Source organism: Hymenobacter tibetensis (assembly GCF_022827545.1).
Taxonomy (GTDB): domain Bacteria; phylum Bacteroidota; class Bacteroidia; order Cytophagales; family Hymenobacteraceae; genus Hymenobacter; species Hymenobacter tibetensis.
In genome coordinates this window covers 2,749,179-2,769,410 of sequence record NZ_CP094669.1, presented here as the reverse complement: position 1 = coordinate 2,769,410, position 20,232 = coordinate 2,749,179, and the positions used below count along the sequence as shown (strand labels likewise).

The following is a 20,232-nucleotide window of genomic DNA, read 5'->3' as shown; positions in this document are numbered from 1 at the left end:
ACGACCCCCACCACGGTTCAGATTACCAAAACCAAATACTAGCTATAAGTACCTAGCAAACAGGCATTAAAAACGCATTAAAGCCCGTATTTCTAGTTTTGCGCGGGTTCTGCGCCTACCCGCTCCGTGCAAAATCAGATGGTTTGCACCCGTTATTTGGCGGCCGGAGCCCCTTGCGCGTTCAGCTTTTTGATTAGCTCGGTCTCATCGGCCCGGTACGGGCTGCCGTCTTTCCGAAACACTTCGTGAAACCATTCCACTGGCTCACTGCCGTCGGCCAGTGGGGTTTCCCATTGGTACTTGGTGTTGGTCTTGCCATCCACCAGGCCCCAGTTGATGGCGCCCACGTTTTGTTTCTGGAGAAGCGGCAGAATAGTGGAAAAGCGCGAGTTGCGGGTGCGGGCCATATACTCGGTGCAAATCAGTGGCCGGCCGTGCGTTTCCAGCAACTCAATAAGCCGCTGGTGCGTGGCGGCCTCGTCGTAGTTGTGGTAGGTGATAATATCGGAATGCTGGGCCTGGAAGGTATTAAGCTGCTGAAAATCCCAGGCCCATAGCCCTACACTCAGCGGCTGGCTAGGGTTCACCTCGCGGGCCCAGGCAAACACATTGCGCAGCAGCGGCAACGACGTGGCCAGCTTGCCGGAGTTGCCGGGCTCATTGTACAAGTCCCAGAGCAGAATGCGCCGGTCGTTCTTGAACCGGTTCAACACGTCCTGCACGTAGGGCTTGAGCTTCACGAAGGTGGTGGAATCGCGGGAGGCGGGGTCGCCGGGGTCTTGCATCCAGCCGGAGTTATGGATGCCGGTTTTGGGCGCGGGCTGCAGGCCAGGCTTGGGGTCTTTGTTCCAGCAGTCATCAAAGAACACAAACATGGTTTGGATGTGGTGCTTGTCGGCAATGCCGAGGTAGGTATCCACGCGCTGCTTGAAGCCTTCCGGGTCCTGCTGCCACGCCTGGCTGTGCAGAAACACCCGCATGGTGTTGAAGCCGATGCCTTCGGCCCAGCCTAGTTCCCGGTCAATAGTGGTGGGGTCGAAGGTGGCCGCCTGCCACATTTCCAGCTGGTTGATGGCTGTGCTCGGCGTGAAATTGGCGCCCGTCATCCATGGGTGCGCCTTGTACCACGCCTGCGCCTGCTCGATGGTCCAGCGCTGGCCCACCGCAGCCGACCGAGAGATACTCTTCTTTGCCCCTGCCTTAGCCTTCTGCGCATAAGTATCCGGCGAAATCAATAGCAGGACAATGAAAAACACTATTTTATTCATCGTAAGTGGATAAAAACAGTTAAGAATAGGCTAATATAAGGTTGTGTTAGCTGGTCTTGGCAGAAGGCCGGGCCCAGCTACTGCGCCCGAACCGGCAACCGCACCTACTTGCGCCCATATCCGGCGTCACTGATCTACCTCTGTAGCACCACTTGCCCGGCAATACCGGAGCTGTGGTGGCTTCGATACTACCGGGCAAGTGGTGTTACATGCTTGTCTGGCTGGTAAGCTGGTTTCTCAAGGGGCTGCCTTTGGGGTACCATACGTCCTTGTTCTCTGCCCCGCCCCTCACCTACTTGCACTTGATTTTCCGACAGATTCCCGACTTCTGCTTGCAGTATGATGAAGAATTGGGCGTATTACGTCTGGAGTGGGTGGCCGGCCCCGACACAAGCCGGCTTCGCACAAGCGCCGAGGAGCTACTGCTGCTCCTACAGACGTTGGCCGTGCGGCATTTGCTGCTCGACATGGACAGTGTGCCCGATTTGCCAGTGGCCGACCAGGAATGGCTGGGCCGCCAATGGATGCCCGGCCTGGTAGCTCTCCCGCTGGAGCGGCTGGTGCTGGTTATCGACATCGGACGCGTGCACAACCAACTAGCCATTGACGCGCTCCACGACCTAGTGCAACCCGCCATCCGCTTTGATTCGCAGTACTTCTCCGACCCGGAATCAGCCATGGATTGGCTCACCGACGGCTCGGATCGGCTGCCCGCGCTGGAAGCGGAATGGGCCACCCAGCACGGCCGAGCCCCGGACCTTGTACAGGAGTAGCCCCGCGAAAAGCCTTGGTGCTAGTGCTGGCTAGCACCGGGTTTGTCTACCCAGGCTCCCAACTCCATAACAATGGGGCAGACATTCCGCGGGGCTACTATGCTATTCCTCTTCGGCCGCAACGGTGGCCGGGCCCTCGGGCAGGTTGATCAAGGAACCCAGCAATAAGGCGTTGGTGAACAGGCGGTCGGTGCCGTGCCAGTAGTGCCGGAAGTTGGGGTCGTCGGCGAACAGAATAACCCGGCCAGTACCGGCTTTGCTAACCACCACAGCCGCCGAGTTGCTGATCTGGCGCAGGTTGGCGCGCGACACGTAGCCGCTCACCAGGGGGGCGGCCGTATACTGCACCACCGTGGCGTAGGGGTTGCGGCTCGGCCGCAGGAAGGTGGTGCCGTTGCGGAACACAAACAGCTGCCGGTTGGTCAGCCCGAAGCCGATGGGGTTGGTGGGGTCCACGGTGGCTTTATATATGGAACCGGCAATGGCACGGGTGCCTTCCTGCTCCTGCTCTACAAAGTCCACGCGCTTAGCGAAGGGCAGTTCGCTTTTCTTGGGCCGCTGGGTGGCTTTCGGGGCGGGCGGGGTGGCTTCGGCTACTGCTACGGCAAAGGCGGTGGTATCGGCCCAGCCGCCGTTGGCCGGAATCAGCAGTTTCTCTTTCACGATACCCTGCTTGATGGCCCATTCCGAGGCGTTCTTCAAGGTAACAAGCGTGCCGCCATCCGTCACCCAGCGCCGGATTTTATCAACGGCCGCTTTGTCGAGGCTGGCGTAGCTGCCGCCCACCAGCACCAAGGTGGTGTAGCGGCCCAGTGGCGCGCGGCCTACGTTGCTCAACTCCAAGCGGCTCAGGGGCAAGCCCAAATGCTGGCTGGCCACAAACCACGCCTCGCCCACTTCGGCCACGTTGGTGCCCGCCCCTACCAGCAATGCCGCCTTAGCTTCCGGCACCGTGCGCACGTTATTGGACCCCAAGTCAATACCGCCCACGCTGAACCCGGTGCTTACGCCCGTGAACGTCACCTGGGCTTGCCGGCTTACCCGGCTGATAATCTGAAACACCGAATCGGCGGGCAGCTTTTGCGTGGCTACCGGCACCACCAACGAGCCGTACCCGAAATCCACAGGTTGGGTAGCGGTGCCGGCCCGGAATGGTTTGAAAGCGGTTTTCACCGTCACTCCGGCTTGCTGCAACGCTACCAGGGCCTTAGGAGCGTTGTAATCCGACCACGGCAGTAGGTAAGCGTAGCTGCTGGCCCCGCCATTAACGGTGCCCGTCAGGGATTTTATGGCCCCTACCGGCGCGCCCTGTACCAAGCTGGTGTTTTTCTGTTTGGCCAGCGGCAGCCCGTAGGCATGGGCCTGGCTCCAGCCCGTTACGTCGTAGAATACGCTGTCGTGGAAGGCTGTTACTTCTTCAAACAACGAGTGAATGATGCGGTACTGAGGTTGCGTTGTAGGCACCACGTAAGCCTTGCCTTGCTCGAAGGTTTGCTTGTCGAGCGTCACCGTCTTGCCCAGCTCGTGCACCCGGATTTTATGTTGGAGTAGCAGTTCCAAGAAGCGGTTGGTGAGCGTAGGATCTTGGGCGCTGCCGAACACGTAGGCTTTGGTGGGAAACTTGTTGGCAGCCGTCAGGGCCGAGCTAAAAAACTCGCGCTGGTGCCGCAGATACAGTTCCCGCTCTTCCACTGCGCCGCGCACGGTAGCCAGGCCGGTGGCCACGTGGTTGCGGATGGTGAACGGAAATTTCACCACGCCATTGCCCCCTTCCTGCGCTATGCCCCGTGAACTGCCCACCTCGAATGTCGCGCCCACACCACCCTGGAAATCAGGATACGTGGAGCCGTAGATGGGCGAGAGGTTATCGAACTGCTCTTTGGTCCAGTACAGGGCGCCGAGCTGGTCGAGGGCCTGGGCGTGGTACTTGGCCAGGTGCACGTTCAGCACCTCGTAAGTAGCCCTTGGAATCAGGTCGTTTTCGGTGCTCAGCGGCTTGGTGGGCTCGAAGTAGTAGGTGCTGCTGGTGCCCATTTCGTGAAAATCAATCATCACGTTGGGGTACCACTCGTGGAAAAACGCCATGCGGGCCCGGCTTTCCGGCTGGGTTAGGGCCAGCCAGTCCCGGTTTAGGTCGGTGTAGAAGTGGTTGGTGCGGCCGTTGGGCCAGGCCTCGGTGTGCTCCCGGTCCAGCGGATCCGTCACCGCCGGCCACGACTTGTTCTGGTCGAACCAGTGCGAGGCCCGGTCGCGCCCATCGGGGTTTTCCAGCGGGTCAATGGTAATAATGGATTGGTCGAGCCACTGCTTGGTTTCGGGCGCGGTGGAGGCCGTGAGGTAATACGCCGTGAGCAAGGCGGCTTCCGAGCTGGAGCTTTCGTTGCCGTGCACCCCATAGTTCAAGCTAATAACCACTGGCAGCTTGCCGTAGTCAGGCGCCGGCAACGATGGATCCACCAGACCCTTGCGCTCGGCTTGCAGCTTCACCAAATTCTGCTGATGCTCCACCGACGTGATGGTAGCCACTACCTGAGGCCGCTCTTCAAACGTCTTGCCCAGCACCCGGAAGCTCACCTTGTCGGATACACGGTCCAGCTCCCGCAGGTAGGCCACAATCTGGTCGGTGCGGGTGTAGTGTGAGCCAATTGGGTACCCCAGAAACTGCTCGGGCGTAGGAATGGCCGGGTCGAAGGAGCCCGCCGGCGCTTTCGGGAAATAGTAGCTGATGGAGCCGGTAGTTTGAGCCACCGCTGGCGCCAGCGTCAGGCCCAAGCCCAGCGCAAGAAGGGCAGTAGAAAAGTATGGTTTTAACATAAATATGGAGGTCGAAAGACAGGTTTCTACAAGCCTGTATTTGAAAGCGTATGATGACGGCTACTTCGGTGACAGCCTTGCCAAGAAAGAATGTTATCGTTCCGACGCAGGAGGAATCTGAGTGAAGTCGTTGGAGTGAATAACACAGATTCCTCCTGTGTCGGAATGACACTTAGTACCCAGGGTTCTGCTCCAGGTCAGGGTCAGCAACCAAGTCGTTGAAGGGAATTGGGAACAGCCAGCGGCGCTGGTCGGTGACGCCGAGCACCACGCCGACACGGCCGGTACGCACTAGGTCGAACCAGCGGTCCGCCTCGAAGGCAAACTCGATACGCCGCTCGTTTTCGATGGCTAAGAGCAAGGCTTCGGCGCTGGCGGCGGTGCTGGCGGGCACCCCGGCGCGGCTGCGTACGGCGTTCAAATCGGCTAGGGCGTCGGTGAGCTTGCCTTGCTTGGCGCGGGCCTCAGCCCGAATTAGGTATTGCTCAGCTAGACGTAGCACGTAGCTCGGGTCGTCGCGCTGGGCCGAGCGGCTGTAGAGGTTGCCGTAGGTGACGCTGGCCCCCGCAATAGTGGTGGTAGCCAGTAAAGCCGAGCGGCTGCCGCCTGCGGCCGGGTCGTTGAGTAACGCAATGGCGGCCGGCACTGGCTGGAAGTTGAACTGTCCGCCGAGCGCACTCGGGAACCAGTTGTTCCACATGGCGTTGGCGTCGGAGTTGCTGAACGTCAGCTCGAAAATAGACTCCCGGCTCAGGAAAGGCGCGGTGGAAATAACGCGGTATGGCGTCACGAGGCTGTAGTTGGTATTCCCGATTACCTGGGTGGCGTTGGTTTCGGCCTGAGTCCACTGCTGGCGGTAGAGGTGCAAGCGGGCGCGCAGGGCGCGAGTGGTGGCTTTCGTGGCCCGGTTGCGGGTGGTAGCGTCGGGCAGCAGGGTTTCGGCCTCCGCTAAGTCAGCCAGCACCTGGTCGTAGGTTTGGGCGAGCGTGCTGCGGCGGATACCCTGGCCGTTTTCTTTGCTGCGGGTAGGCGTGAGTACCAAGGGTACGCCGCCCCAGCCCCGGCCCAAATCGAAGTACACCAAGGCCCGCAGGAAGTAGGCTTCGCCCAGCAATTGGTTTTTCTCGGCGGCAGGCAGCAACGGGTCATTCACGTTGGGCACGGCCGCAATAACGTTGTTGGCGCCGTTGATGGCCTGGTACATTTGGGTCCAGGCTTCGGTAATCAGCACGTTGTCGGCGCTGAGCTGGTTCTGGTCGATTTGCAGGAACTGGTTGAGCGTGCCGTTGAAGCGCACGTCTTCGCCGGGTAGAAAGCCAAGCACCGGCCAGTTCAACTGATAATAAGCCTGCACCCGGTCGTAGACGCCGATGGTGGCCGAGCGGGCGCTGCCAGCATCGGTAATGGCACGGTCGGCGGGCAGCTGCTGCACGGGCGTGGGTTCCAGCAAGTCGTTGCAGGCGCTTAGCCCCAGGGTGGCCGCAGTGGCGTGAAAAGCGAAAAGAAGGCGGTATAGGTTCTTTTTCATCTAGAGTAAGGCTTAGAGTCCGACCGTTACGCCCACCTGGAAGGTGCGGGGCTGAGGCACCGTGGCCCAGTCGATGTTTTTGCTGTTTTGCACGCCGCTCTGCGAGTTGATTTCCGGGTCGAGGCCGGAGTAGGGCGTGATAGTGAAGAGGTTGGCGGCCTGCACGTACACCCGTAGCGAGTTCAAATGCGCCCTTCCTACCACTTCCTTAGGCACGGTATAGCCCAGCGTGAGGGTGCGCAAGCGCAGAAACGAGCCGTCTTCCAGGTACCGGTCGCTCAGGTTCTGCACCACGCCGCCGTAATTGTTGCTGGCTGCGTTGGTGGTCAGGCGCGGCACGTCCGTAACGTCGCCGGGCTGCTGCCAACGGTCCAGCTGCTCGCGCAGGTAGCCGATGTTGCTTTGTGTGCCGCCGTGCACCAGGAAGAAGCGGTTCATGTTCATGATTTTCGCACCCTGCTCGAAGTTCAGCAGGAACCCGAAATCAAAGCCTTTGTAGCTCACCGAGTTGCTTACGCCACCGAAGTAGTCAGGCCAGGCATTGCCCACCAGCTTGCGGTCGGCCACCGACAGTTGTCCGTCACCATTCACATCCTCGTACTCGGCATTGCCATTCTCGGGGTTCACGCCGGTTTGGTGGTAGAGCCAGAACGAGTAAAGCGGGGCGCCTTCTTCCAGCCGGAAGATGTCGCGCGAGCCGGCCGTAATGGGGGCGGCCAGTTTCTCGATGCGGTTCACGTTGCGGGCCAGGTTGAAGGTGGTGCTCCACTGCACCGCGCCCTGGGGCAACCAGTTGGCTGTCAGCTGCACTTCCACACCTTTGTTGCTCACAGCGCCGTAATTCTCCACCACAGACGCGAAGCCTGTTTTGCGCGGCACCGGCACGTTCAGGAGCAAGCCCGAGGTGTACTTGTCGTAGTAGTTCAGCTCCAATTGCAAGCGGTTTTGCAGCACGGCGGCGTCCAAGCCCACGTTCCACTGCCGCGTCGATTCCCAGCTCAGGTTGGGGTTGGCCAGCCGCAATGGGGTAGTGCCCGGCAGGTCGAGGTAGTTGGCCCCGCCCTGTACGAGCCCCAGAGCCGCAAAGTCGCTGATGCCGGCTTGGTTGCCGGTTTTGCCCACGCTGGCCCGCAGCTTCAGTTCCTGGAACACGTCCAGGTCCTTGATGAAGTTCTCTTCCCCCAGGCGCCAGCCCAGTCCTACCGCGGGAAAATAGCCCCAGCGCTTGTCGGCCCCGAAGCGCGACGAGGCATCAGCCCGCAAGCTGAAATCGGCGGTGTAGCGCTGCTTGAAGCTGTACGTCGCCTTGCCGAAAAACGACAGCAGCCCTGCCTCCGAACGCTCCGACGAACCTGTTTGGGTGGCCGCCGACGCAATGCTGGTTAGGTCGTTGCTGGGGAACTGCTGCCCAAACAGAGAGGTGCGCTGAAACGTGTTTTTCTGGATGGTGTTCCCCACCAGCGCCTGCAACGAGTGGTTGTCCCCGAAGTCCACGTTGTAGTTCAAGGTCTGTTCGTTGAGCAAGGTGATGTCGCGCGAGAGGTAGGAGGTGGCGGTGCCGCGCGGCTGCCCGGCCAAAATCAGCGTGTTGTTGAAGTTGTTTTCGTACATCTCGTTGAAGTCGATGCTCCAACTACTGCGCAAGGTCAGGTTCTTGAGGAAGCGGTACTCGCCATACAGGTTCGAGATGCCGCGGGTGCCCACCGCATCGTTGTTGAGGTTGTCAATCAGGGCCTGGTGGTTGTCGAAGGAACCGTACTTGGCGTATGAGCCATCGGGGTTGTACACCGGCAGGTTGGTGCGCGGATACAGGGCCGAGTTGATGACGCCCACCGGGTTGTTGTCGTTGCTGCTTACGTTGCGGTGCGTGCGCGTCAGGGCGGTGCTGGTGCCGATGCGTAGCTTGTCGTTCACCGAGTTGTCAAGGTTGACGCGCAAGCTGAACCGGTCGAAATCGGTGGGCCGGGCAATGGCTTCCTGCTTGAAATAGCCCGCCCCGATGTAGAACTGCGTTTTCTCGGAGCCCCCAGCCGCCGACAACTCATAGCTCTGGGTTTGGGCCGTCCGAAACACGTCGGAGAGCCGGTCGTAGGTTTGCTGCTCTTCCGGCAGGCCACGCCCCCCCGCCGCCACCGAGCGGTACGGCAGCTGCGCGGGGTTGCCACCATCATTCAAAAACCGCTCGTTTTCCAGCGTCGCCAGCTCCGGCCCGGTTACCAGCTTGAATTCTTTCGGGGCTTTGGAAAGAGCGTGGTAGGTGTTGAAGGTGATGCGCGTTTTGTCGCCGGCTTTGCCACGCTTGGTCCGGATGAGCACCACCCCGTTGGCCCCGCGCGAGCCATAAATGGCCGTAGCGTTGGCATCCTTCAGGATTTCCATGCTCTCGATGTCCTGCGGGTTCAGGTCGGCCAGCGGGTTAGAGGCCACTTGTTGGCCGAGGCCCGTAGCAATCAGGTTGCTGTTGTTGATGAACACGCCATCCACCACGTACAGCGGGTCGTTGCTGGCATTCACCGAGTTGCTGCCCCGGATGCGGATAAACACGCCCCCGCCCGGCACGCCCGAGTTGGCCGACACCTGCACACCGGGCGCCTTGCCCTGCAACAACTGGTCGGGGCTGGCCGCCGGTATGTCGCGCAAGTCGTCGCCCTTCACCGAGCTGATGGCGCTGGTCAGGGTTTTGCGGTTCTGCTCGCTGTACCCCGTCACGACCACCTCCGAGAGCTGCTTCACGTCGGACTTCAAGGCAATACTTACGGTGCCCGACGTGGCATTTATCGTCTGGCTTACGTAGCCCACAGCGCTAACTACCAACGTGTTATTACCGGCAGGCAGCGCCAGCGTGAATTGCCCGTTGGAGTCAGTGGAAGCGCCTGCCGTAGTGCCTTTCACCACCACCGTTACACCCGGTATCGGGCTGCGGTCAGTGGCATCGAGGATGGTGCCTGTCACAGTTTGCGTTGGGGCATTTTGGGCCAAACCCGTGCTAGCCAGGCTCAGTAAGGCAATGGGCACCGCCCCAAGAGTAGATAATTTCATATGAAAGTAAAGTGAAGTGGCAAGCGAAATCCCGCGCAGCTTAGCAGCGCAGCTATGTATTGCTGGAGAAGCGGCGTGCACCGCCTAAATGGCCCTACTGCCCAAGCACGACGGTTTAGAGTGCGTAAACACCTCACAGCGTGGCTTTCAGCACAGCCTAAAGTCAGGCACAGCCAAATGAAATCCATCGAGAAAAACGACGGAACCAGTGGGGCTGAAACAAGCAGTGGTTGGGGCCGAAGGGCTGTGGCTGTGCCTGCCCCGTAACCGCCCAAAACGGTCAGAGCAGGGCCAAAAGGGCGTACTTCGGCCCGTAGGGTGTGGGGCAGCCAACGAGCGCGCTACCGCTGTCAGCTACAAGAGCAAACAAGAAGGAAAAAGGGTAGTACCCGGTCCTTAGCAGCTCATGCCAGTCATCTGCATACAGACGAATGGGCGCATCAAGCCACAACACCCATGCTGTAGGGTGGCGCGGGTGATAACTAGGACGGCAAAGCTGGTGAAGGTGCTCACGGCGTTGTTGTTTTTATATGGTCAGGACTTGGCACCGTTCCGGATGTTCCGGGGGTTGTCGGCGGTTCATAGAGCCTGTCTCTCCGCGCCTCTGTATAAAAACAATCCTTTACTTTATTGGAAAGAATTGATGTTGCAAATGTAATCGTGCATTTTTTAGAAATGCAAATTTTATTTTTCTCTCCCTCAACTTCTGCTTTCAGAGGTAGTTTCACGCAAGCAGCCGGAACTTGCTGCACTCGATGCGCTACCTATATTTGCTTTCCTGCCGTGCCGGTTACCAGCCGAGCATACGGCTATCAGCCCATCTACCTTCTAGCCTTTTCGTTGATGCTGCCAGTGAAGTTGATTGAAAACCGCTCGTGTTGTTGCCCTGCCACAACGTAACGCCGTGCCCTGCTGGTGGCTTTGCGCCGCCTGTTTCCAACCGCTTTCCTGTTTCGCATGACTCCTTTGCCGCCAGCCACTGCCCGGCCCGACTTGATACGTGGCATCCGCCGCTGGGACTTTGTGGCCCTTATTATCAACATCACCATCGGGGCAGGCATCCTCGGGCTACCCTCGAAAATATACGCCTTAGTGGGAGCCTATAGCCTGGTGGCCTACGCCGTGAGTGCGGGCATCGTCACGCTTATCATTTTGTGCTTTGCCGAAGTAAGCAGCCGTTTCAGCGGTACGGGCGGGCCGTATTTGTACGCCCGCGAGACGTACGGGCCCCTGGTGGGGTTCGAAGTGGGCTGGATGTTGTGGATTTCGCGCCTGGCGAGCTTTGCGGCATTGTGCAACCTGTTTGTGGATTATGCCGCTTACTTCTGGCCAGGCGCCGGCGTCGGCAGCGGGCGGGTCGTGCTGATGGCCGCGCTAGTTGCGGTTCTCACCTTAGTCAACTTGATTGGGGTGCGCACGGCTTCCCTATTAAATAACTTGTTCACGGTCAGCAAGGTGCTGGTGTTATTGCTATTCACGGTCGTGGGGCTGTTCTTCGTGGATTGGCAGGCTTTCTCGTTTGCTACCCCTCCTTCCTACACCGGCTTTTCAAGTGCCGTGCTTCTGCTGATTTTCACTTTTTCCGGTTTCGATGTGGCGGCTATTCCGGCCGGCGAAATCGAGAATCCGCAGCGTAATGTGCCGTTTGCGTTGTTCACGGCCATTGCCACGGTGGCCTTGCTGTTTCTGTTAGTGCAAGTGGTGTGCATCGGAACCCTACCTGGATTGGCCACTGCTGAGCGGCCCCTAGCCAGTGCCAGCCAGCAATTTTTGGGGCCCGCTGGAGCGGCTTTCATTGCAGCCGCAGCTATGCTCACGGCGCTGGGAACCCTGAATGCCCTGATGCTGACCGGACCACGGTTGTTGTTTGCCTTAGCCGAGCAAAAGCAAATTCCGGCTGTTTTTGGGGCTACGCATCCTCGTTTTCGCACGCCTTATGTTGCCTTGCTGGTTTCGGCAGTGCTGAAGCTGGCGTTGGCAGTTTCCGGTACTTTCATCTATGCTCTCACGCTGAGCACCATCATTCGGCTGGCGTACTTCGCCCTTACCTGCGCGGCCCTGCCCGTGTTGCGCCGTCGTTTTCCAACCCAGCCAGCTCCGTTTCAAGTGCGGGGTGGCCGGTTGCTGGCTACGTTGTGCGTCGGCCTGTGCGTGTGGCTGCTGTCCACCAGCAAAGGCACGGAAGCGCGTGACGTTGCGGTGGCCGCCGTGGTGGGGCTGGGTTTGTATACAGTGACTCGCAAGCGGAACCCCATCTTGCCGTAAGCTCCTGCATAAAGAGTTTTCTTGCCTCAGAGCACCATTCTCCTGTTCTACTCACGTTTTCATCGGCTCACTCCGCTCCCACCTCATGCCGCTTTCCTCCCCTATCACTTCCGTTGCCATTCGCACCCCCCAGCGCGTAGCTGAAATATCTTGGTTTGACGACCTATGCGGTGGCGACACGCAATATTTGAGCGTATTGGATGGCGCTTACCGTAGCTCCTGGGCTCACTGCCGCGACATAGTGCTTGCCTCAGAGCGCCTCGGCTACTCCAATATTCTGCTGCCCACTTCCTACACGGTGGGGCAAGACGTCATGACCTTTGCAGCCGGCATTGCCCCCCAAACGTCGCGCATCAACTTGCTTACGGCCATTCGGACCGGAGAAATTCATCCGCCTATGTTGGCCCGCGCGTTAGCATCGCTCGACCATATGCTGGAAGGACGGCTGACCATCAACATCATCAACTCCGACCTACCTGGTTTGCGGGAGGCGCCGGAGATGCGTTATCAGCGTTGCGCCGAAACCATTGACATCCTGCGGCAAGCCTGGACCCAGGAGCGCATTGTGCACAAAGGAGAAATCTATCAGTTTGATATGGCTTCTGATCCGGCCAAACCATATCAGCAAAACGGCGGCCCGTTGCTGTATTTCGGGGGTACCTCGGAAGGAGCCCGCCAAGTGTGCGCCGAATACTGCGACATGTTCTTGATGTGGCCGGAAACCGAGGAAATGCTCTATGAAACCATGCAGGATCTGAGCGCCCGCGCCGCCCGCCACGGCCGGCAAATTGACTTCGGCCTTCGCATCCACGTGGTGGTGCGTGAAACCGAGGACGAAGCCCGGGCTTATGCCCGCAAGCTGATGTCGAAATTTGACCCGGTGAAAGGCGCCGAAATCAAGAGCCGGGCGCAGGATTCGTGGTCGTTGGGGGTACACCGCCAAAACCAACTGCGCGAACACGCCGACAACGAAGGCTTCGTGGAGCCCCTGCTCTGGACCGATATCGGCAAGGCCCGTTCCGGAGCCGGCGGCGCCCTAGTAGGCACTCCCGACCAGATTGTGGAGAAAATCAACCGCTACATGGACATGGGCTTCCGCGCGTTCATCTTCTCGGGCTACCCCCTATTAAACGAGGCCGACTATTTCGCCCGGTACGTGCTGCCCCGGCTGCCTAATGTGTCGATGCCCGAGTTTCAAGGCCGCCGCCCCGCCACTACCCCCGTCACCCCGCTCACTACGGCGCCGCTGCGGTAAGGACACAGCTTCTCCATTTAAAGCAGCTAAGCAACTTTATCAGCGGCGTAAGCAGTACGTGCTAGGCAGGCATCTACTGGACTATGCGCTTACCAGAGCTGGTCGTCGAGCACTTGAATACGCTCAGGCCAAGGAGCTTGCTGGTTATAATAGAGGTCAGCAAAGAAGCCATTAAGTAAGTAGTGCGTTACGGCGTATGTTTCTTCATAGCGCAACGTCAGGAAAGTGCCCTGCCGGAGCACTGTGCTGATCTGTTCGGGGAGCGGTAAGCGGCAGAAAGTATCAGCTGTAATAACCATGACAAGCTAGAATAGTAGTAAAATCAACCTTACGGAAACGAGGTAATAATGTCGTTTGGTATGGCAACAGACACGCTTTTGCAGGCATTGGATGCTGCAAACCACAGTAGGTTTAATGCCCACGCCATCTTTAGGTGAAATAGCAGCCCTGTTGCATGGCCGCCAACCTCCCACACCACTTCCTAGACGCGAGTCAGCACGTCGAAACGCATGCACCTCAGATTCGGAGTATAACAGCGTTCGAAGAGCTCATTTTACTGCTCGTTTGCGCAGGTACGGGCAGATAATTTGACGGTGTGTTAAGGTTTGTAAAGTCCTCTTTATAGGCGCACTACTTGGCTATCAGGCTTTTACTAGCATCCGTCTATAATGGATAAATATCCTCAGATAGTGTAATTGCTGCCCAGCAGCATGTCACAATTCCACTTCTGTTGTCCTTGTGAGAGGGCGTGCTTCGAGTGAGATTTGCCTCACTGATCCATAATCCCCTTCCACAACCAACTTTGCCTTTACACAAAGCCTTTCTTCGGAAGGGCTTTGTGCATTTACAGCACAAATGGTCTATTCCAGTCTTCAAGCACCTGCCCTTGCGCCTTGGTTTTAGCCTGGTATAGTTTCATGTGCTTGGCCACCATATATTGCTTCTATTTCTAGAATAATGTAGCTCCTGGCGCGTCATAGATAAAGACTCTTACCCACACCAAGTCAGGGACTTATCTTCGTAACTACGTAAGGAGAAGTACCGGCTAATAGGGCGCCTGTTGTAGTTGAGATGGATACCAGGCCAGACACTCATCCGTTGAGAAAGACCGGTACTCCGGCAGATGACGGCACTCCTGTTCCAACCATCGTTCACAGTAAAACGAGCCAAGGCTGTAAAGCTCAATGCTATAGTTTTCAAGCCAGCGGTGGGCCATAAATTGCCCGTGCAGATGCACATAGCAGTCCTGCTGCTGGCGGTCTAGAGCCTGAAAGGCGGAATAGGTGAGTAACATGGCGCAAATAGGTGGAGGGGGCGGAGAACGGATTGGTATGGCCTCCTTGGGAGAAACTATACCAGCATAGGAGACCGGACAGGAGATTGGCTGGAAAGGTTAATTTTCAAACCAGTGTATCTTTCTGCCGACCTGTAATCAGATAGGTACTGTCTGCTTAAGCAAAACCCAGACCATCCTCCGCCAATCCCATAATCATGCGGTGGCATAGCCCACATATCTTCTTCCTTTCTCCGTGGTGGTTTGCCGCTCCTTACGGCCCGTAGCAAAGAAGTTAACTCCTTGCAGCTCTTGCAGGAAAGCCACAAAAGCAAGGCCCTGCCCCTACTACCGTGGCAAGCAAAGCAGAGCCTTGTAGGTACATAGATTTTAGGCGCAACTTTTTTTCTAGCTCCAGGCATCAGCGCACCCTCGATAGAGGAATACTCTGCAAACGGGTTATGCAGGTAGCCAGCAACAAATCAGATTTTTCTTCCTCGTGGCAGACCAAACCATAGATGTGTTAGTTATTGGAGCCGGCCAGAGCGGCTTGGCGGTAGGCTACTACCTGCGCCGAACGGGCCTCTCCTTTGTGCTACTAGACGACCAGCTGGAACCCGGCGGAGCGTGGCCATGTGCCTGGGACTCGCTGCAACTGTTTTCGCCGGCCGAAGCCAACTCCCTACCCGGCTGGCTGATGCCCCGCCCGGAAGACAATGGGTTTCCGCCGCGCGATGCCGTCACGGAGTACTTAACACAATACGAGCACCGCTACGCCCTGCCGGTGCAGCGTCCGGTGCGGGTAACGCACGTGCAAGCGGCCAGCACCGGGTTTGTCGTGCTCACCGACCACGGGACGTGGCACGCACGGGCGGTGGTGTGTGCTACCGGCAGCTGGCGCAATCCGTACGTGCCCTCCTACCCCGGTCAAGCGGACTTTGGGGGGATGCAGGTGCACTCGTCTGGCTACCGCAATGCGCTACCCTTTGCCGGCAAGCGAGTGCTGGTAGTCGGGGGTGCCAATTCTGGGGCTCAGATACTGGCAGAAGTCTCGCGGGTGGCGCGCACGCGGTGGGTTACCGAGCAAGAGCCCCGGTTTCTGCCCGACGAAGTGGACGGCCGGGTGCTATTCGCTCAAGCCACGCAGCGCTACCACGCCCAGCAGGGCACCACCAAAGCGCCGCCCCCACCTTCCCTAGGCGACGTAGTGATGGTCGATTCGGTGAAAGAGGCCCGCCGCCGGGGAGTGCTTAGTAGTGTACGTCCTTTCAGCCGGTTCATTGCTACCGGCGTAGTGTGGCCCGATGGGCAGGAAGAAGACGTGGACGCCGTTGTTTGGTGTACTGGCTTTCGCCCGGCGCTGGCGTTTCTGGCGGGGTTGGGCGTGGTGCAGGCCGATGGCCGCGTGGCCACCACCAACACGCGGGCCACGGCGCTGCCTGGGCTATGGCTGGTAGGATACGGCAACTGGACCGGCTTTGCCTCCGCCACACTTATCGGAGTAGGCCGAACGGCCCGCGCCACAGCCGAAGAAATCCGGACGTGGCTGCTCGCTCCACCAGACGCAGCAGCACAGCGGCCACTTGTGGGCTAGCGCCAGAATCAGGGCTGCAATTGAATGATGAAATTTTTCAGGGGATTCTTCTTGATGATGGTTACCAACTGGCCGTTGACGTACCGGTATTCGTCTTCGCGGCCGTCGCGCACGGCTCGGTAGCGGGCAGGAGCCTGTTGGCTTACGCTGAAAAAATCTCCGAAATATTCCGCGTACGCCTTGCTGCGGCCCGCGGGCTCCCCAAAGAACTGGTCGGTGACGGTGTAGGTGATAGGCTGCTTTTCCGTGGCGCGGTAGTGATGCTTGTACTGGTCGGCCACAATAGTATAATGGTCGCCCTTCCATTCGGCGCGGGAAGCGAAGTTGCCTTGGTTGGTGTGCGCCTCGACGGTGGAAAGCAGGAGCTGGCCGTGGCGGGAGCGGTTGACTACGTGGTAGTAGATCTTGAGGTGGTAAACCAGAAAGTTCACTTGAACGTCGCTCACCAGGCTAGATACCACCTCGGCCCCGCCCGCCGTAGCCTGGCGCGTGGCCGTCATAGTCCCCACTCGCACGCCTGCCACTTCTATGGTATAGCGCCGGACTTCTTTGGCTGGGGTTGCTGTGGCTTGCCCAACCGCGTCAGTCGAGAAACCCAGAACACTTGCCACGAAAGCGAACAGAACGCCACGCCGCTTGCTCATTGGTGGGCCAAGGGCGGAGCGGTGGTAGCCGGACTTTGCGGGGCAGGTCTACTGTTCATTGAGCTGCCAGTTGTAGTCGAGGTAGCTGATTTTGGCGCCGTTGTCGAGCTTGGTCGTCGCGTACTTATTCACCCAGCCCACTACAGTTTGACCGTTGCTGGTCCAGTCTCCCTTGTACCAGTCAAAGTACTTGGAAAGCTGGGCGCTGGTTTTACCGGGCTTGTTTTTGGTTGGGTTGTTAAGAAAGTCGCGGCCTTGGTCTTGTAGTTGGCTTTCCAGCTTGGTGGCTATATAGGCCTCGTTGCGCAGGCGCGGGCAACTGATGGAGGCGCACACCAACGCAAAGTGGATGCGCGGGTCGTTGTAGTCTTTGCGCAGTATTCCGTGCTCGATGTTATCCAGGCTCATTTTCTTGCCTCCAATGGTGAAGAACTTGGACGCCCAGGGAGTGGTGACGAAGGGAATCTGGATTTTGGTGCCAATGTCCTTGATGCTTTGCAGCGGGTAGTGGTCCAGAATCAGGCGGATGGTGTAGGCGTTATAGGCGTTGATCCAGTATGCCATCTGCTCGGCTTTACTCCAGCTGTTGGTAGGCGCATTCTTGCTTAGCAGCTGCAGGTACTGGTTGAAGGCCGCCTGCTCGGTTTTCCAGCCTTTATAATTGACGAGCCCCTTTTCGTTGACGTACTTCTTAAGCAGCTTGTCGTAAGCGCTGTGGTCTATTCCGGCCGCTACGGGCGCCACTACCGCAGGAGCCGCCAACAACGTGGTGGAGCTGGCGCACACACTACTGGCCAGCAAAGCAGCGGCCACCACAACGCGGCCTCCAAAAGCAAAAGGATAACTAGGCAGGTTCATTGGCTGAATATACGTGGGCTAAGCGCAGAAAAGATTTGCCCAGGTAGGCAAACTCCTCTACAATATCTTTTCGTAGTGTTGAGGTGCTCCTTCCAAGCCGATGCTGCTTCATATTACATTGCTGAGCTTGACAACCCAAGCGCCGCCCGACAGTCCACCCCGGCGGTGAGTGGCGCTGATTCCCCTTAGCTTCTGCTCTGCCCCGCGGCAAACTCTACTAGGGTTTGTGCTACCGTATGATAAAATAGAGGAACTTGCATTTGCCTTCTACCCTTGCTTTATGATGCTGAGTGTAATTATCCCTACCTACAACGAAGCCGCCAGCATTGGCAGCTTAGTGCGGCAACTACAGCAACATGCCCCGGCGCACACCATAGAAGTGCTGGTGGTAGATGCCAACAGCCCCGACGGCACGGCAGCAGCGGCGCAGCAAGCCGGCGCTACCGTGCTCCGCTCCCCTAGCCCTGGCCGGGCCACTCAAATGAACTACGGCGCCCAACACGCTTCGGGCCAGATTCTGTATTTCGTGCACGCCGACGTAGGTATTCACCCAGACTACGTACGCACCATTCAGGAAGCCGTAGCCAGCGGCTATGAGGCGGGCTGCTACCGCTTCCGGTTCAACTCGCGACATCCGCTGCTGCGCCTCAACAGCTACGGCACGCGCTTCCGAGGCATCATGAGCCGCGGCGGCGACCAAACCTTGTTCGTTACCCGCCAGTTGTTCGAGCGCCTGGGCGGCTTCGACGAGCACTACTGCATCATGGAGGATTTCGATATCATTCAGCGCATCCGGCGGCAGGCTCGCTTCCTGATTGTGCCGCAAGATGTGGTGGTATCAGCGCGTAAGTACGAAACCAATAGCTGGCTGCGAGTACAGTTGGCCAATCTGACGGCTTTCTCGCTGTTTTTTCTGAAGGTAGCTCCCTCCCGCATTGCCCGCACTTACAAAGCCATGCTCAACTACCGCTGATGCTGCCCAAAGTACTCGTGACTGGTGCCGGCGGGTTTCTGGGCCGCCACCTCGTGCAGGAATTGTTGCAACGAGGCTATTCAGTGCGCGCGCTGATTCGGGAAAACTGGTTTCCGCTTCCTACTGCGCTGCTGCCCTTGGACATGCTACCGGTAGAGGTCTGGGAGGGCGACATCACGCAGCCGGCCACGGTAGCAGGCGCGGCCCAAGGGTGCAGCGCCATCATCCACGCGGCGGCGCTGGCCCAAGTGAATCCGGCTCGTAACCCGGCCGTTTGGGCCACCAACCTCGCTGGCACCGAAAACATGCTACGGATAGCCCGCCAGGCCGGGGTGGAGCGGCTGGTGTACGTAGGTACCGCCAACGTATTTGGCTTCGGCACCAAACAGCGACCCGGCAACGAAACCCGGCCCTACGCCGGCCGCCGCTACGGCCTAGATTACATGGACAGCAAGCAGGCCGCCACTTCTCTCCTGCTGCGGGCTGTACGGCAAGAGCAACTCCCAGCGGTACTGGTTCACCCAACTTTTATGCTGGGGCCCGGTGATGTTAAGCCTACCTCCAACGCCCTGCTGCTGGAACTGTACCAGGGGCGGCTACCGGGCTACCCGGCGGGCGGCAAAAACTACGTGCATGTGCGGGATGTGGCCGTGGCTACCATAAATGCGCTTACGCAGGGGCGTATCGGGGAGTCTTATATTCTAGGCAACCAAAACCTCACCTACCGCGAAGCCTTCACTCTGATGGCTGACCTAATGGGCGTACGGCCGCCGCGCTGGCCGCTCCCCCCCGCCCTGGCCCACCTCTACGGCAGTCTGTGTGACCTTAAAACCCAACTAACCGGCCGGCCGGCCCAAGTCAACGCCGCTATGGTGGCCGTTGCCAACGACGGGCATTATTTCACGGCCCAAAAAGCCCGCGACGAGTTGGCCCTGCCCCAAACTGACCTATCAGAAGGAATTCTGGAAGCCTTCAACTGGTTTAAAGCCCATCAGTATGCGTGAGTTAGAACCAGCCCCCGCCACGGCGCAGACTGTAGCATGGCCTCCGCCCGTAAAAGGGCCAGCCCGTGGCTTATTCGCAGGTCAAGTGGCTATTGTCACCGGTTCCGAGTCGGGCATCGGCCGCGAAACGGCCCGGGCCCTGTGCCAGCAAGGGGTGGCCGTGGTGCTCAACGGCCGCCATGCCCAACGCCTGGCCCAGACGCTCCGCGAGTTCGAACTAGCCGGCTTTGCCGTAACCAGTAGCCTCACCGACGTGACCGACTATGCGGCGTGCGAGGAGTTGGTGGCGGTGGCGGTGCAGACCTTCGGACGGTTGGATATCTTGGTTACCAACGCTAGCATCTCGCAACGGGCCTACTTTGCCGACATGCACCCCGACGTGTTTCGGCAGGTACTCGACAGTAACGTATACGGCACAGTGTACCCGCTCAAAGCTGCCTTGCCGCACCTGACCCGCACGCGGGGTAGCGTCACGTTTATTTCTTCTATTTCGGCGCTGAATGGTATGCCCAGCGGCTCGGCTTATTGTGCCGGTAAAGCTGCCGTGGCCAACCTTTCCCACACCTTACGGTTAGAGTTGGCACACACGGGTATTCATTTCGGCGTCGTACACATTGGCTTCACGCAAAACGATCCAGACAAACGTGTTTTGGACGCCGCCGGGCAGCCCGTGCCGATTGCGCATCGCCCCCCACGGTGGCAAAAATCTCAGGCAGAAGTGGCTGCTATTATTTTGACGCACATCCGGCGGCGGCGGCAGCGCACGATCATTTCGGCGCTTGGCCGGTTGATAGTACTCGTGCATACCTACCTACCCCGGTTAGGTGACTGGATTGTGCTGACTACCACCCGCCGCCTACGGCATTTCTACGAATAACTTATTCTCTAAACCGGCTGAACCTTCCTTTTCGTACATCCAGTTAGGAGGTAGCTTTCCTGATTTC

Annotated in this window: 15 protein-coding genes and 1 riboswitch; of the genes, 7 read left to right on the top strand and 8 right to left on the bottom strand. The window is 58.6% G+C overall.

All coding sequences use genetic code 11. The features are described 5' to 3' along the window. Positions 1-152: 152 nt before the first annotated feature. Entirely contained in the window at positions 153-1,268 is a 1,116-nt protein-coding gene (locus tag MTX78_RS11040; RefSeq protein ID WP_243802613.1) for a cellulase family glycosylhydrolase, read from the bottom strand. A 209-nt stretch (positions 1,269-1,477) separates the two neighbouring features. Between MTX78_RS11040 and MTX78_RS11035 the strand changes: the two genes are divergently transcribed. Next, on the top strand, positions 1,478-2,041 hold the full coding sequence (locus tag MTX78_RS11035) for a hypothetical protein (protein WP_243802611.1): 564 nt from the start codon (positions 1,478-1,480) through the stop codon (positions 2,039-2,041). Positions 2,042-2,143: 102 nt separating this feature from the next. Here the strand turns inward: MTX78_RS11035 and MTX78_RS11030 are convergent, their stop codons facing one another. The 3 genes from MTX78_RS11030 to MTX78_RS11020 all read right to left on the bottom strand — a co-directional run bounded on the left by MTX78_RS11030 (position 2,144) and on the right by MTX78_RS11020 (position 9,422). Next, a complete protein-coding gene (locus MTX78_RS11030) occupies positions 2,144-4,855 on the bottom strand; it encodes a M14 family zinc carboxypeptidase (protein ID WP_243802609.1) in 2,712 nt (903 codons plus the stop codon). A 172-nt stretch (positions 4,856-5,027) separates the two neighbouring features. Beyond that, positions 5,028-6,383, bottom strand: a complete 1,356-nt coding sequence (locus MTX78_RS11025) for a RagB/SusD family nutrient uptake outer membrane protein (RefSeq protein WP_243802607.1) — start codon at positions 6,381-6,383, stop codon at positions 5,028-5,030. Positions 6,384-6,395: 12 nt separating this feature from the next. Beyond that, positions 6,396-9,422: a SusC/RagA family TonB-linked outer membrane protein gene (locus MTX78_RS11020; RefSeq protein ID WP_243802605.1), complete on the bottom strand. Its 3,027-nt coding sequence runs from the start codon at positions 9,420-9,422 to the stop codon at positions 6,396-6,398. 523 nt (positions 9,423-9,945) lie between these two features. Further along, a riboswitch (SAM riboswitch) is annotated at positions 9,946-10,037 on the bottom strand. Between the two features lie 342 nt (positions 10,038-10,379). Here MTX78_RS11020 and MTX78_RS11015 point away from each other — a divergent pair. Both MTX78_RS11015 and MTX78_RS11010 read left to right on the top strand, forming a co-directional pair. Then, positions 10,380-11,687, top strand: a complete 1,308-nt coding sequence (locus MTX78_RS11015; protein WP_243802603.1) for an APC family permease — start codon at positions 10,380-10,382, stop codon at positions 11,685-11,687. Between the two features lie 85 nt (positions 11,688-11,772). Next, the gene (locus MTX78_RS11010; protein WP_243802602.1) at positions 11,773-12,942 is read left to right on the top strand and encodes an LLM class flavin-dependent oxidoreductase; all 1,170 of its coding nucleotides are present in this window, start codon (positions 11,773-11,775) and stop codon (positions 12,940-12,942) included. Positions 12,943-13,031: 89 nt separating this feature from the next. Here the strand turns inward: MTX78_RS11010 and MTX78_RS11005 are convergent, their stop codons facing one another. Beyond that, positions 13,032-13,241: a hypothetical protein gene (locus MTX78_RS11005; protein ID WP_243802599.1), complete on the bottom strand. Its 210-nt coding sequence runs from the start codon at positions 13,239-13,241 to the stop codon at positions 13,032-13,034. Between the two features lie 746 nt (positions 13,242-13,987). Then, a complete protein-coding gene (locus MTX78_RS11000; RefSeq protein WP_243802596.1) occupies positions 13,988-14,236 on the bottom strand; it encodes a hypothetical protein in 249 nt (82 codons plus the stop codon). A 478-nt stretch (positions 14,237-14,714) separates the two neighbouring features. Here MTX78_RS11000 and MTX78_RS10995 point away from each other — a divergent pair, with 478 nt between their 5' ends. Continuing rightward, the gene (locus MTX78_RS10995; protein WP_243802594.1) at positions 14,715-15,809 is read left to right on the top strand and encodes an ArsO family NAD(P)H-dependent flavin-containing monooxygenase; all 1,095 of its coding nucleotides are present in this window, start codon (positions 14,715-14,717) and stop codon (positions 15,807-15,809) included. 8 nt (positions 15,810-15,817) lie between these two features. Here the strand turns inward: MTX78_RS10995 and MTX78_RS10990 are convergent, their stop codons facing one another. Beyond that, on the bottom strand, positions 15,818-16,420 hold the full coding sequence (locus tag MTX78_RS10990) for a DUF6134 family protein (protein ID WP_243802592.1): 603 nt from the start codon (positions 16,418-16,420) through the stop codon (positions 15,818-15,820). Between the two features lie 81 nt (positions 16,421-16,501). After that, a complete protein-coding gene (locus tag MTX78_RS10985; protein ID WP_243802590.1) occupies positions 16,502-17,311 on the bottom strand; it encodes a DUF547 domain-containing protein in 810 nt (269 codons plus the stop codon). Between the two features lie 280 nt (positions 17,312-17,591). On the opposite strand from MTX78_RS10985, the gene MTX78_RS10980 reads away from it, so the two are divergent. From MTX78_RS10980 to MTX78_RS10970, 3 genes are read left to right on the top strand one after another with little or no spacing between them, the layout of a single operon-like run. After that, a complete protein-coding gene (locus tag MTX78_RS10980; protein ID WP_243802588.1) occupies positions 17,592-18,284 on the top strand; it encodes a TIGR04283 family arsenosugar biosynthesis glycosyltransferase in 693 nt (230 codons plus the stop codon). Then, positions 18,284-19,288: an NAD-dependent epimerase/dehydratase family protein gene (locus MTX78_RS10975; protein WP_243802587.1), complete on the top strand. Its 1,005-nt coding sequence runs from the start codon at positions 18,284-18,286 to the stop codon at positions 19,286-19,288. The genes MTX78_RS10980 and MTX78_RS10975 overlap by 1 nt, the downstream gene beginning before the upstream one ends. Continuing rightward, positions 19,281-20,165, top strand: a complete 885-nt coding sequence (locus MTX78_RS10970) for an SDR family oxidoreductase (protein ID WP_243802585.1) — start codon at positions 19,281-19,283, stop codon at positions 20,163-20,165. Before MTX78_RS10975 ends, MTX78_RS10970 begins: the two co-directional genes overlap by 8 nt. Positions 20,166-20,232 lie beyond the last annotated feature (67 nt).